Genomic DNA, 13728 nt, shown 5'->3' on the forward strand with positions numbered 1-13728 from the left:
GTCGTGAGCCGGCCGCCGCGCTCGTCAGTTGTCGCGGTCGAGCAGCGCGACCGTGAACCCGCCGAGCGGCGTGACCTGGTCGGGCGCGCCGTACTGGGTGCGGAGAGCCTGCGCCTGGTCCTCCGGCATGGTGGTCAGCGGGTCCTCGGTGTCCCCGAGGACCAGCAGCCAGATGCGTGCCGCCTGCCCCAGACAGGCCTCCGGCTGCGGGCACGGCGTCGGCGACAGCTCCTCCGCGTCGTCGGCGCTCTGCGCGACGAACACCGGGTACGGGTGGACGTCCGACGGCAGGTAGTAGCTGACGCCCGGCCACACCATCGCCCAGGCCTGGTTGCCCAGCGGGGCCGCCATCCCGTCCCCGGACCGGTAGCCCGCGGCGATCACCCCGGCCGCGGCCCGGAACGGCTCCTCCGACCCGTTGTGCGAGCCCACGTAGCGCACCGCGGGCTGCTTCGGCAGCGCCGCCGCGGCCGGGACGGCGAGCAGTCCCAGTGCCAGCAGTCCCACCGCCGCCCTGGCCGGCCCCGGGGCACGGAAACGTTTCGCCCAGGCCGCCGCGACGCCGTACACCGCGCCGACCCCGCCCCCGGCCAGCACCGCCCACGCGGGCACCGTGAACAGCAGGTACCGCTCGATGAAGTACGAGGTGCCGCCCTGCGACACCACCCACACGCCCAGCACCGGCAGCCCCGCGAGCAGCAGCGCCTGCCAGGCCTGCACCCGCCGGCCCGGCAGCAGCAGCGCCGGCAGCGCCAGCAGCACGAAGGCGTAGAACACCGTGTGCGAGCCGAACAGGTGCTGGCCGAAGTGCACCAGGCCCCCGAGGTTCGGCTTCTCGATCCAGCCCAGCTGCCGGTCCGACTGCTGACTGCCGAGCAGCACCACCGGCAGCACCGGCACCGCCGCCACCCCCACCGCCACCGGGTACTGCCACAGCAGCCGCCGCTCCGCCGCCCCGCGCGTGCGCCACAGGTGCAGCAGCACCAGCGCCACCTGCCCGGCCACCGTGCTGAACGAGATCAGGTGCCCGGCGCCGGCCACCGCCATCGCCGCGCAGTACGGCGCCCACCGCCGCCACGTCGGCCGCTCCAGCGCCCGCACCAGGAACCAGGTGGCCGCCGCGATCGCGAAGGTCACCAGCGCGTACGCGCGCGCCTCCTGCGCGTACCGCGACACCTCCGGCGGCACCGCGAACAGCAGCCCCGCGCCGACCGCCGCCACCCGGTTGCCGAACAGCCGCTCGGCGGTCAGCGCCACGAACGCGGCCGCTCCCGCCATCGCCAGCACGGAGGGTATTCGCAGCGCCACCACGGAGTCGCCGAACACCGCCGTCCAGCCGTGCATCAGCAGGTAGTACGCCCCGTTGCTGGCGTCCACGTGCTGGAGCAGCCGGAGCAGGTCGCCCAACGAACGGGTGGCCACCGTCCAGGTCGCCATCTCGTCCCGCCACAGCTCCGGTGTCCCCAGCCGGTACCCGCCCACCGCCAGCATCACCACCGCGGGCCACACCCACACCTGCCCCAGCAGTCGCACCACCGGGTGCCCAGCAGGTCTCATCGGGTCCTTCGTCTCCTTCGCACGGCGCGGCAAGGCGGTCGAACACTTTTCCGGCAGGCTACTTGACCCGCGCTGACCCCTCGTCGGCACCCGCACCCCGACCCGGTCCCGACGTGGCCATGCCCGGTCACGACCCGGCCACGACCTGGTCCCGGCGCGGCCCCGGCGCGGACGCCGACCGCTCCTGGCCGGAACGGTCCAGGGCCAGTTCCGTCCAGCCGAACTCCCTTCCACCGCGGCTGAGCTGCGACGAAGCTGGTGACCGCCGCCAGGGAGCACCGCTCGGGGCGGCACCGGAGAGCGCGTCACCGCGGGGCGCGACCACCGGATCCCACCCTCACGTCGCAGCAGGAGAGGACACCGTCATGCTCCGCACCGTCATGACCGAGGCCACCGCGGCTGCCACCCTCGCCGCCGCAGGCCGGGCCGCCGCGGCCGCCCCGTAGGCCCTGTCCGGGGCTGACGGCCCCACCACCTCGCCCCGGCTCCGCCGGGCCCCATCGACCGGCTGCTCCTGCGGGGCGGCCGTCCCGCCGGGCCCACGACCGGGGCAGGCCTCGCCGAGCGCCGCACCCTGCGGCGCCCTGCACCAGCGCCCCGCACCAGCGCGTCGAACCAGCGCGTCGAACCAGCGCGTCGAACCGCCGTCAGGCCGGCTGCTCCCGCAGGGCAGCCGACCGGAATCCGCGCGCCGCGTGAGCCGCCCGTCACCGTCGGGCCCCGAGCACCTCGAAGCCGGGCCCACCCGTCAATCCCGTCCACCACGTCCGGAGGTCCGCCATGTCCGCCAACCGTTCGAAGCTCGCCAACGTCGCCCTCGCCGGGGCCCTCGCGCTCGGCGCCGTCGTCTCCACCGTCTCGCTGACCGCACCGGCGCAGGCCGTCGGAACCTCGTCCGTCAACGGCCCGATCAGCCGCTCCGAGATCATCGCCCGGGCCCAGAACTGGGTCGACCAGGCGGTGCCGTACAGCCAGAGCCTGTGGCACAGCGACAGCAACGGCTCCTACCGGCAGGACTGCTCCGGCCTGGTCTCGATGGCCTGGCACCTCGGCTCCAGCCGGGTCACCTCCACCCTCGACGACATCTCCACCCAGCTCGGCAGCCTCGACGACCTGCAGCCGGGCGACATGATCGACAACATCAGCACGCACGTCGTGCTGTTCGCCGGCTGGACCGACGGCAACCACAACACCGCCGTGGTCTACGAGGAGCCGCGGCCGGGCCTGACCGCCCGCAAGATCAACTACTCGCGCAGCTCCCTGATCAGCGGCGGCTTCAAGCCCTTCCGCTACGACAAGACCGTCGACAGCACCCCGCTGCCGCCGAAGCAGGCGCCCGTGGGCTGGGGTGCCCAGGTCGTGGTGAACGGCGGCGGCAACGTCTTCCACACCACCCGCTCCTCCAACGGGAGCTGGACCGGCTTCGGGAACGTGGAGAGCGCCGCGGGCGACATCGGCGGCGTCCAGTCCATCGCGGACGCCGGCATCAACGGCGACACCCACCTGCTCGCCGTCGGCGGCGACGGGAACATCTACCACACCATCCGCCACTCCAGCGGCAGCTGGGATCGCTTCGCCGACATCGGCCCGCAGACCAACAGGCTGGGCAACGTCACCAAGGTCTCGGCGGTCTCGATCGGCGGTGACCTGCACGTCGTCGCCGTCGCCGACGGCAGGCTCTTCCACACCGCCCGACTCGCGAACGGCACCTGGCTGCACTTCGGCGACATCACCCCGGCGGGCGGCGCCGTGACCAGCGCCTCGGTCGCGAGCGTCAACGGCGAACTCCAGGTCGTGACGGTCTCGGGCGGCACGGTCTACCACGCCATCCGCGCCGTCAGCGGCTCCTGGTCGGCCTGGGGCAACGTCTACGACGCCGCCGGGAACGTCGGCCCCGCCCAGGACGTGGCGGTCGCCGGCACCGGATCCGACGCGCAGATCGTCGTGGTGAACAACAACGGCCAGCAGTTCCACGGCGCCCGCTACGGCAACGGCACGTGGCAGCCGTTCGCCGAGCTCGCCCCCGTGATCGGCTCGTTCACCGCCAACCGGGTCGGCGCCGCCAACATCGACGGCGAGTTCCAGGCCGTCTTCATCACCAACGACGACCGGATCATGCACACCATCCGCGACGGCTCCGGCAGCTGGGACCCGGCGGCCCCGATCCAGCTGAACGGCGTGAGCGGCAACCACTACGCCGTCTCCATCGGCGGCACCTACAACTGACCGTCCCCGCCCGCCGGTTCCACCCGCCGGCCCACCGCCGCCCCGCCGCGGTGGGCCGGCCCCCTCGCCGCCGCCCTCCTGCCGTCGCGCCGCTCACCCCCGGCTCCGTCCCGCGCGAGCCGTCCCGCCCCTCCGAGAAGAGGTCACGATGTCCCGCGCGCCCCGCCGACCCCGCGCCGCCGCCCTCACGTTCACCGCCCTCGCCGCCCTCGGCCTGTCCACGGTGGCCGCCGGCTCCGCCCAGGCGGCCTCGGTGGCCACCTGGGACCGGGTGGCGCAGTGCGAGAGCACCGGCGACTGGAGCTACTACAAGGCCGGCTGGCCGTACTACGGGGGCCTGCAGATCACGAAGAGCACCTGGGAGGCGTACGGCGGCACCCAGTACGCGCCGATGCCCCACCAGGCCACCAAGCAGCAGCAGATCCTGACCGCGGAGCGGATCCTGGCCGGCCAGGGCGCCGGGGCCTGGGCGGTGAAGTGCAACGGCGGCCTGAGCACCGACCACGCCAACCCGTACCCATCGCCGACCGCGCCGGTGAGCAAGGCCGGCGACCTCTTCCACGCCACGCGCCTGGTGGACGGCAACTGGACGTCCTTCAGCCCGCTGGACGGCTACGCCGGCTCGGCCTTCTTCAACGGCTCGCAGGACGCCATCGCGGCGACCCCGGACGGCTCGACCCAGACGCTGGCCACCGGTGCCGACGGCAACCTGTACCACACGGCGCGCTACCCGAACGGATCCTGGACGGGCTGGGCGCCGCTGGACGGCTACGCCGGATCGGCGCGGTTCGCCGCCCGGGCCGAGGCGATCGCCGGCATGCCGAACGGCGACACCCAGGTGATGGCGACCGGCAGCGACGGGAAGATCTACCACAGCGCCCGCTACGCGAGCGGCGCCTGGCAGGACTGGAACGTGGTCGACGGATACGGCGGCGCGGCGGGCTTCCAGTCCGGGAGCTTCGCGATCACCGGCATGCCGAACGGCGACGCCCAGCTGATCGCCGTGGGCAACGACGGCGTCGTCTACCACAACGCCCGCTACGCCTCAGGCAGTTGGCAGGGCTGGTGGAGCACCTCCTTCGGCGGGCAGAAGGTCGCCGTCGCCGGCCTGCCGGACGGCAGCGCCCAGATGGTCGTCTCCCGCAGCTGAGCCCCGCCCCCGCCCCGGTGGGCGGCCGTCACCGCCCGCCCCGACGCCCCGTCGGAGGCCTGGGGGCGGCGTGCCCGGGCCCGCCGTCGGCAAGATCGCGAAGTCGCCGCCCGGGCGCCGCCCGACCCGCTACACTGAGCCGGTAGCGGCTTGCCCTCGGGCCGGCCGCCCCCGGATCCGCTCACGGGACGCAGTCGCTCCCCGGCGGATCCTCGCCTCAGTAGCTCAGGGGATAGAGCACGGCTCTCCTAAAGCCGGTGTCGCAGGTTCGAATCCTGCCTGGGGCGCCACCGCGCGTGGCCGCAGGCCCCCGCCCACCAGGGCGGGGGCCTGCGGCGTTTCCGGGGCCGGGCGGGATCGGGCCCGGTTCGGGCCCGGTTCAGGCCAGGGCGAAGAGCGCGCGCGGGGCAGCCGGGCGGGTGTCGGCGGCGGCCAGGTCGGCGAGCATGGTCTCGCTCTCCCGGGCGGCGCGCAGGACGGCCGGGTCGAGGTCGACGACCACCAGTTCGCGCCGGTCCTCGCCCGCCTCGGCGAGCAGTCGGCCGTCCGGGGCCCACACCGCGCTGCCACCGCAGGTGTGCCAACCGCCGGTGTGGCCGATGTGGTTGGCGAGCACCGTGTAGAGGGTGTTGTCGAGCGCGCGGGCGGGGAACCAGGTGCGGGACTCGTGGTGGCCGTGGCCGACGCTGAACAGCGCGCCGACCAGGTAGGCGTGGCAGCCGTCGAGCGCGGCGGCGCGGGCGTGCTCGGGGAAGCCCGAGTCGTAGCAGACGCCGAGGCCGAGCCGCCAGCCGTCCAGCTCCAGGGTGCAACCGGCCGCCCCGGGGCGGTAGTAGTCGCGTTCGGTCCTGAACAGGTGCTGCTTGTCGTAGCGGGTGACGAGGCCGCCGTCCGGGCCGAGGACGAAGGCGGAGACCCGCAGTTCGTCACCCACCTGCGCGGCGGCGCCGACGATCGCGGCGGTGCCGGTCTCGCGGCAGGCCTCGGTGATCGGCGCGAGGCGCGGATCGCCGGGCTGGACGGCGCACTTGAGCGGGTCGGCGCGGATCAGCTCGGGTTCGTAGCCGGAGAGGAACTTCTCGGCGAACAGCACCAGGCGGGCACCGGCCGCGGCGGCCTCACGGATCAACTCGGCGGCCTGGGCGGCGTTGGCGGGGATGTCACCGGCCACGGCCCGGGCCTGGACGGTGGCGATCCGCAGCGGGCGCTCGGGGTGACGGACGGCGGCGGGGACCGGGTCGGGAGACATGGCCGTCACGCTAGCGGACGGCTTCGGGCGGCCCCGGACGGTCCTTGGCGGCCCCGGACGGCCGCACGCGGATGCCGGCGGTCTCCGTGGACGGCCTCAGTGGACGGCCTCGTCCGGGTGGTCGGTGGCGGCGTCGCCCGGCGAGTCGGTGCCGCGCGACGACCGGACCGACGGCACGGTGATCCGCTGGACCCTCGGCCGGGTACGCCAGTTGACCCGCCGTACGTCGCGGGCGAGCGCGCCCGGTCGCCAGAGTTCGACGACGGCGGTCACGGCGCCCAGCACGAACCCGGCGGCCAGCCAGCCGGCGACCACGTCGCTCGGCCAGTGCACCCCGAGGGCGATCCTGGTCCAGCCGATGGTCAGCACCGTCGCCGCCGCCACCGCGCAGGCCGCGATCCGCCCGCGTCGACGGACCCGGTACCAGACCAGGCCGACCAGCACCGCGCAGGTGATCGCCGAGGCCATGGCGTGCCCGGAGGGGAAGGCCGGGCCGCCGGCGTGCGAGACCGGGTCGGCGAAGGAGGGCCGCTGGCGACCGACGGCCAGCTTCAGCGCCCACTGGCCGCCCCAGCCGACCAGGGTCTGGGCGGCCACCCAGCCGGCCAGGACCCGGGCGCCGATCAGCCACAGCCAGACGGCCGCGATGCCGAGCAGGGTGCGCATCGTGACGGTGCCGCCGATGTCGGAGAGCGTCTGCACCGAGGCGGTCCAGATCCGGTGCCGCCGGGCGAAGGTGTGCAGTTCGCCGATCCAGCTCTGGTCGAGCTGTTCCAGTGGATGCCAGTGCCGGGTCACCATGGCGGCCAGGAGGCCGAACAGCGCGGCACAGACCACCGCGAGCGCCGAATCCCGCAAGAGGCGGCGGTGACGCGCAGTGACGGCGTTCGAGCTGTTGGTCAGGTGCATGGCTGACACCTTCCCAGTGTCCCGGGGCGATCAGGGCCGCGGGTGATAGCGATTCGGCATCGTTTGTGGGGAGAACCTGCGTGCGCCGGGGGGTGGACGCCGGTGGAAGCCGGGGGCGCGCGGGAACGCGCGTGCCCGTTCGCGGGTTTCACCCAGTAGAGCGACCGGCGGGGCGACCGGCGCGTGCGCGGGGCGTGACGGAAGTGTTCGGAACCGGTCGCGAATACGGTACCGAAGGTGCTCGACCGGTCACCCGGTGTCCATAACCGGGGTGAAAACCGGCAGGATACTGCATCGCGGGGAAGAATCTGAGTGACTTGGGAATGTTGTCCGGATTCTGTTCGTTGGATCGTTACGTGTGAGCCCCGCGGGGCCCGCACTTCTTGCCCTCTCGGGGGGCAGGCAGGCAGACCTCGGCAATTCCAGCAAAGGGAGCAAGCATGGCCACCCGTGCCGTCGTTCGCGACAGGGCCGACCGGACTCGCGCGGCCCGCCCGACCAACCTTGAGGCCGACCGCGACCTGGTCGGTATGTACCTCGACGAGATCGCCAGGACACCCCTGCTCGATGCCGCCGAGGAGGTCGAGCTCTCCCTGCGGATCGAGGCCGGCGTGTACGCCCAGCACCTGCTGGAGGAGGGCGTGTTCCCCGACGGCGTGAAGCGCGAGGAACTGGAGGCGATAGCCGAGGACGCCGAGCGCGCCAAGGACGTCTTCATCCGCTCCAACCTCCGGCTCGTGGTGGCGGTCGCCCGCCGGTACCCGCGCAGCGGCCTTCCCCTGCTGGACCTCATCCAGGAGGGCAACGCCGGCCTGGTGCGCGCCGTCGAGAAGTTCGACTACGCCAAGGGCTTCAAGTTCTCCACCTACGCCACCTGGTGGATCCGGCAGGCGATCACCCGGTCGATCGCCGACCAGTCCCGCACCATCCGGCTGCCCGTGCACCTGGTCGAGGAGCTGGGGCGGATCCGGCGGGTGCAGCGGGAGAAGTCCAAGGAACTGGGCCGCGAGGCCGAGCCGGCCGAGATCGCGGCCGAGCTGGACACCACCGAGGCCCGGATCAAGGACGTGCTGGACTGGGCCCGCGACCCGGTCAGCCTCAACATGGCGGTCGACGACGAGGGCGAGACCCAGTTCGGCGACCTGGTCGAGGACACCGGGGCGACGTCCCCCGAGGACGCCGTGATGGTCATGCTCCGCCGCGAGGAGCTGGACGGCCTGATCGGGCGGCTGGACGACCGCACGGCCTCGATCATCCGCTCCCGCTACGGGATGGAGGACGGCCGCGAGCGCACCCTCACCGAGGTGGGCAAGCAGCACGGCCTCACCCGCGAGCGGATCCGCCAGATCGAGAAGCACGCGCTGGCCGAGCTGAAGAAGATCGCCGACCACGCGGGCTTCGAGGCCGCCTGAGAACCCGAGCCAACTGCCTGCGGCTCCATCCCGCCCCGGGCCCTGGTGCGGAGCACTCCGCACCAGGGCCCGGGGTGTGCCACGGGGCTCTTAGGCTGGAGGGGCAGGGCGATCGGACGGCAGTCGACGGGAAGCGGAGAAGCGGAAGTGAGCAGGGTGAGCGAGCAGGGGCCGGCGCGGGAGCAGGGACAGGGACAGGGACAGGGTGAGCCGCAGGGGCGGGGGGAGCGGCCGGCGGCGCCGAAGGCCCGGCTGGTCTTCCGGGACCCGCTGGACCAGCAGTCCCCGGACGACACCGACACCGGCTGGGGTGAGCGCCCCGGGGCGGGGGAGAGCGGTGGGCGGGGGCTGGACTGGTACCTGAGCCAGCGCCCGCCGCACCACGGGGACTGAGGAGCGGTGCTCAGCGCTGCGGGGTGACCAGCGCGTCGCGGATCTCAGTGAGCAGTTGGACCTCCTTGGCCTCGGCCTCCGCCATCGTCTCGGCGGTGCTCTTCCGCCTGGCGGCCAGCCTGTTCATGGGCACGATCAGGACGAAGTAGACGACGGCCGCCGTGATCAGGAACTGCAGCAGGGCGCTGAGCACCGATCCCCACAGGATGAGGATCCCGGACGTGACCTCGCCGGCGGCGTTCAGCTCGCAGGGGCCCTTGAGGCAGGAGCTGTAGGACGCCAGGTCCTTCGTTCCGAAGACGCCGACGATCGGATTGATGACGCCCTTGACGAAGGCGTTGACGATGTTGGTGAAGGCCGCGCCGATGACGACGGCGACGGCGAGTTCGACGACGTTTCCACGCAGCAGGAATTCCTTGAAGCCTTTCATGCCGCCGTGAACGACGAAGTCGTTGCCCGGTTACGGGTGATCTTCCGCTGGTCCGGATTGACAACCCGTCCGGCCCACCGGGCCGCCCGGCGGCGACGGCAGCCCGGCCCGCGCGGGCCCGACCGCGAGCGCCGCGGCCACCGCGAGCAGCACCAGCGCGGGCACCCCGGCCCGGCGCCGTACGACGTGCCGCCAGCGGTGCCACCCGCCGGCCCCGCGCCGGATCGGCGGGAAGCGCGGCACCTCCCGCCGGGGCGGTACGGCGGGTGCGGGCAGCGGTACGCAGAGGCTCATGGTCGTCATGGTCACCACCGAGGTCGTGGAGGGGCCGCTCCTGTGCGGGCCGGTCGTTCTCCGGCGACCCCCACGATGTGCGCCGCGCGCCGCCCCGGAAAGCCCTTATCCGCAGCCTGTGGACAACTCGGGCCCTGTGGATGAATTCGTACACCCGCACGAGTGTGTCCGGCCCGCCCGGGATGACGAACCGGGATGACGAACCGGGATGACGAACCGGGGCGACGAGCGGTGAGAGCGAACCGGGACGACGAAGGCCCGCCGCCCCGCGAAGAACGCGGGATGGCGGGCCTTGTCGATGCGCTGGGCGTCCGGCGCCGAGGTCAGCTCGCGGCCGGAGCCGGGCTGGAGGAGCTGGAAGAGCTCGAAGAACCGGAGGACGAGGACGTCGACGACGTCGAGGACGACGCCGGGGTCGAGCCGGACGACGACGCCGAGGAGCTGCCGGAGGAGCCTGCGCCCACCGTGCTGCTGGAGGACGAGCGGCTGTCGGTGCGGTAGAAGCCCGAGCCCTTGAACACGACGCCCACGGCCGAGAAGACCTTGCGGAGCCGTCCCTGGCAGTCGGGGCACGTGGTCAGCGCCTCGTCGGTGAACTTCTGCACCGCCTCCAGGCCGTTGCCGCACTCGGTGCACTGGTACTGGTACGTGGGCACTTGTCTTCCTCCTGGCACTCTCGCCTGATGAGTGCTAACGATGGTCAATGATGCGGCATTCCGCTGAATCAGTCCAGCGACTCCGATGTGAGATGAGCCGTGGCCGAGCCGCGCCCGCTCCTCCACCGCGGCTCCGCGCCGCCCCCACCGCGCGCCGCCCACGGCTCCGCGCGGTGCGCCGCCGCGTGCCCGCTCAGCCCTTGGCCGCGCCCACCAGTCGCGGCGCGGCGCCGCGCTCCGGTGCGGCCGCGACCACCTGGCCCGGCCCGCCCGGTGCGGTCAGCAGGTGCCGCAGCGACACCAGCGCGATCAGGCCCAGGCCGGCGCCGGCCACCGGCACCAGGAACCCGCTGGACGGCCCGTGGCCGTCGATCAGCTGCCCGGCGATCATCTGGCCGACCGCCAGGCCGAGGCCGATGGCGCCGGTCAGCCAGGTGAACGCCTCGGTCTTGGCGCCGTCCGCGACGAGCGTCTCGACCAGGGTGTAGCCGCTGATCAGGGTCGGCGCGATGGCCAGGCCGCAGACCAGTCCGGCGGCGGCGAGCGCGATCAGGTTGGGCATCGCCCACAGCGTCGAGCAGCCCAGCACCAGCAGGGCGTAGCTCATGATCATCCGCTGCTGCACGGACCGCCGCCAGGCGATCACGCCGTACAGCACGCCGGCCACCATCGAGCCGCCGGCGAAGATCCCGTAGACGGTGCCGGCGGCGCCGTGCTGCCCGACCGAGTCGGCGAAGGCGTTCACCGAGACCTGCATGCCGCCGAACACGGCGCCCACCCCGAGGAAGGCCCCGGCCAGCAGCCGGACCCCGGGGGAGGCGAGCGCGGAGGCGCGCCGCACGCCGGGCTGGGGCAGCGCCCGGGCGGGCGCGGTGCGCCGCTGGGCGGCGAAGGCCAGGCCGCCGACGAGGGTCAGCGTGGCCTCGGCGATCAGTCCGGCCGACGGGCTGACCGTGGTGGCGACGGCGGTGGCCAGGATCGGGCCGATCACGAAGGTGAACTCGTCCGTCACGGACTCGAAGGCGAACGCGGTGCCCACCTTGGCCGCGGACGAGGCGGACGCGCCGTCCGCGGTGAACTCGGCGATCCAGCGGGCCCGGACCATGGCGCCGATCTGCGGAACGCTCGCGCCGGCCGGGACGGCGGCCAGGAACAGGCTCCAGGCCGGTGCGTGGCCGAGCGCCAGCGCGATCAGCGCGCCGACCGAGGCGGCGTGCACCACGACGGTCGGGACGAGGACGGCGGTCTGGCCGTAGCGGTCGGCGAGCCGGCCGGTCTGCGGGCCGATCAGGGCCTGGGCGACGGCGGCGACGGCCGCGACGGTGCTCGCGGTGCCGTACGAGCCGTGGGTGTCCTTGACGAGCAGCAGGATGCCCATGCTGAGCATCGCGTACGGCAGCCGCGCGAGGAACGCCGGTGCCAGGAACGTCCAGGCGCCGGGCGTGCGCAGCAGCGCGCCGTACCCGACCCGCGCGGGGGCGGGGGCGGCATCGGCGGTGCCGTCGGCAGGGGTGGCGTTGGCGGTGTCACGCGGGGTCGCGGTGTCCGCGGGGTCGTCGACCGTTCGGCGGGCCGTCACGGTCGGTCCTTCCTGCTGCCTGGTAGCGCGGCAGGGCATGGGGTGGCCCCGACGGCGCCGAGAGTCGTCCTCTCGCGCGTCGACCGGGGTAGATACCGGGCCGGACCGGCGTGGTGGCCGAGGTCCGGACCGCGGCCGCCGAACGGTCGCGCCAACTCTGCTTCAGGCAGATGCTGGGTGTGATCTGACCATCATACATATACGCGCGTAGATGTCGCGCGAATCCCCAGACTACAAGGCACGTCCACCATTGTCCTGCCCATCGAAGGTGAACAGCGGGTGAGGCCTTCCGGTCCACCCGCCGCCCACCCGTCGGGCTCACCGCCCGTTCAGCCACCCCGCGAGCTTGCCGCCCTTGTCCACGGCCCGCAGCCGCCGCTCGGCCGCCTCGCCGACCTCGTCGGTGGTGACCACCAGCAGCTCGTCCCCGCCGCGCAGCACCGTCGCCTTGTCCGGCACGAAGGAGCTGCCCTCCCGCACCACCAGGGTGACGGCGGCCCCCTTGGGCAGCCGCAGCTCGCTGACCTCCACACCGGACATCCGGGAGCCGGGGGAGAGCGTGACCGACAGCAGGTGCCCGTGCAGCTTCTCCAGCGGGGCGGACTCGATGTCGAGGTCCTGGCCCATCGAGCCCTCGCCGATCCGCAGCTGCTTGGCCACCCAGGGCAGAGTCGGTCCCTGGAGCAGGGTGAAGACGACGACCAGGATGAAGACGATGTTGAAGACGTCCTGGGCCTTCGGCGCGCCCGACACCAGCGGGATGGTCGCCAGCACGATGGGCACCGCCCCGCGCAGTCCGGCCCAGCTGAGCAGCGCCTGCTCCCGGCCCGGCACCTTGAACGGGGTCAGCGTCAGCACCACGGACAGCGGCCGGGCCAGGAAGACCAGCACACCGCCGATCACCAGCGCGGGGACCACGGCGGAGCCCATGGTCTCGGGCGTGCAGAGCAGGCCGAGCAGCACGAACATGCCGATCTGCCCGATCCAGGCCAGGCCGTCGGCGAAGCCCCGGACGGCCGGGCCGTGCGGCAGCTTGGCGTTGCCGAGGATCACCGCGCAGATGTAGACGGCGAGGAAGCCGGAGCCGTGCAGCAGCGCGCCGCCCGCGTAGGCGAGTACGGTCAGCGCCATCACGGCGATCGGGTACAGGCCGGAGGAGGGCAGCGCGACGTGCTTGATCCCGTACGCGCCGAGCTTGCCGACCGCGAAGCCGACCGCCGCACCGATCGCCAGCTCGGCGATGATCGTGCCGACCAGGACGTACCAGGAGTCCAGCTCGCCGGTGGTGGCGAAGGCGACGACCAGGATGACCACGGGCGCGTCGTTGAAGCCGGACTCGGCCTCCAGCAGGCCGGTGAGCCGGTGCGGCAGCGGGACCATGCGCAGGACGGAGAAGACGGCGGCGGCGTCGGTGGAGGAGACGATCGCGCCGAGCAGCATCGAGGTCCGCCAGTCCAGGCCGACCAGCCAGTGCGCGCCGGCCGCGGTGACGAACACGCTGACCCCGACGCCGACGGTGGCGAGCACGGTGGCGGCCGGCATCACGGGTCTGACCTCGCGCCAGCTGGTCTTGAGGCCGCCCTCGGCGAGGATCACCACGAGCGCCGCGTAGCCGAGCACCTGGGTCAGCTCGGCGTTGTTGAAGGAGACTCCGATGCCGTTCTGGCCCAGGGCGACGCCGATCCCGAGGTAGATCAGCAGGCTCGGTAGCCCTGAGCGGGTGGATATCCGCACGGCGACCACCGCGACCAGCAGGATCACGGAGAACTCGAGGAGGAGCTGGTTCAGGTGGTCGATGTTCACGCAGTGGCACCTCGTGCAGGCAGGGGCGGGCGGGGTGTCTGGTGGTGCTGGAGGGTGCGACCCGTTAAGA

The 13728-nt window shown here is 73.2% G+C and carries 11 protein-coding genes and 1 tRNA gene; 5 read left to right on the forward strand and 7 right to left on the reverse strand.

From position 1 onward, the window contains the following. Positions 1-24 precede the first annotated feature (24 nt). The gene (locus tag ACIQVZ_RS19390; protein ID WP_350877679.1) at positions 25-1557 is read right to left on the reverse strand and encodes a glycosyltransferase family 39 protein; all 1533 of its coding nucleotides are present in this window, start codon (positions 1555-1557) and stop codon (positions 25-27) included. A gap of 780 nt (positions 1558-2337) precedes the next feature. On the opposite strand from ACIQVZ_RS19390, the gene ACIQVZ_RS19395 reads away from it, so the two are divergent. From ACIQVZ_RS19395 to ACIQVZ_RS19405, 3 genes are all read left to right on the forward strand, one after another. Next, on the forward strand, positions 2338-3783 hold the full coding sequence (locus ACIQVZ_RS19395; RefSeq protein WP_402451405.1) for a hypothetical protein: 1446 nt from the start codon (positions 2338-2340) through the stop codon (positions 3781-3783). A gap of 148 nt (positions 3784-3931) precedes the next feature. Then, positions 3932-4933 (forward strand): transglycosylase family protein, encoded by a 1002-nt coding sequence (locus tag ACIQVZ_RS19400; protein WP_402451408.1) that lies wholly within the window; start codon positions 3932-3934, stop codon positions 4931-4933. A 214-nt stretch (positions 4934-5147) separates the two neighbouring features. Beyond that, positions 5148-5223 (forward strand) — tRNA-Arg (locus ACIQVZ_RS19405). Between the two features lie 89 nt (positions 5224-5312). Here the strand turns inward: ACIQVZ_RS19405 and ACIQVZ_RS19410 are convergent. Both ACIQVZ_RS19410 and ACIQVZ_RS19415 read right to left on the reverse strand, forming a co-directional pair. Beyond that, positions 5313-6182 carry a carbon-nitrogen hydrolase family protein gene (locus ACIQVZ_RS19410; RefSeq protein WP_402451411.1) on the reverse strand — a complete coding sequence of 290 codons (870 nt, stop codon included), beginning with the start codon at positions 6180-6182 and terminating at the stop codon, positions 5313-5315. Between the two features lie 96 nt (positions 6183-6278). Further along, the gene (locus ACIQVZ_RS19415; protein WP_402451413.1) at positions 6279-7091 is read right to left on the reverse strand and encodes a phosphatase PAP2 family protein; all 813 of its coding nucleotides are present in this window, start codon (positions 7089-7091) and stop codon (positions 6279-6281) included. 440 nt (positions 7092-7531) lie between these two features. On the opposite strand from ACIQVZ_RS19415, the gene ACIQVZ_RS19420 reads away from it, so the two are divergent. Both ACIQVZ_RS19420 and ACIQVZ_RS19425 read left to right on the forward strand, forming a co-directional pair. Further along, positions 7532-8503, forward strand: coding sequence for a sigma-70 family RNA polymerase sigma factor (locus ACIQVZ_RS19420; RefSeq protein WP_350877689.1), 972 nt, complete (start codon positions 7532-7534; stop codon positions 8501-8503). A 147-nt stretch (positions 8504-8650) separates the two neighbouring features. Further along, the gene (locus tag ACIQVZ_RS19425; protein WP_402451416.1) at positions 8651-8896 is read left to right on the forward strand and encodes a hypothetical protein; all 246 of its coding nucleotides are present in this window, start codon (positions 8651-8653) and stop codon (positions 8894-8896) included. A 10-nt stretch (positions 8897-8906) separates the two neighbouring features. Here ACIQVZ_RS19425 and mscL read toward each other — a convergent pair whose 3' ends face one another. From mscL to ACIQVZ_RS19445, 4 genes are all read right to left on the reverse strand, one after another. Further along, the gene (gene mscL, locus ACIQVZ_RS19430) at positions 8907-9326 is read right to left on the reverse strand and encodes a large conductance mechanosensitive channel protein MscL (RefSeq protein WP_350877691.1); all 420 of its coding nucleotides are present in this window, start codon (positions 9324-9326) and stop codon (positions 8907-8909) included. Positions 9327-9943: 617 nt separating this feature from the next. Beyond that, positions 9944-10276, reverse strand: coding sequence for an FmdB family zinc ribbon protein (locus ACIQVZ_RS19435; RefSeq protein WP_350877692.1), 333 nt, complete (start codon positions 10274-10276; stop codon positions 9944-9946). Between the two features lie 193 nt (positions 10277-10469). Continuing rightward, a complete protein-coding gene (locus ACIQVZ_RS19440) occupies positions 10470-11855 on the reverse strand; it encodes an MFS transporter (protein ID WP_402451420.1) in 1386 nt (461 codons plus the stop codon). A 318-nt stretch (positions 11856-12173) separates the two neighbouring features. Next, a complete protein-coding gene (locus ACIQVZ_RS19445; RefSeq protein ID WP_350877694.1) occupies positions 12174-13658 on the reverse strand; it encodes a potassium/proton antiporter in 1485 nt (494 codons plus the stop codon). Positions 13659-13728: the final 70 nt, after the last annotated feature.

This window comes from Kitasatospora sp. NPDC098663, assembly GCF_044760075.1.
In the GTDB taxonomy this organism is placed as follows: domain Bacteria; phylum Actinomycetota; class Actinomycetes; order Streptomycetales; family Streptomycetaceae; genus Kitasatospora.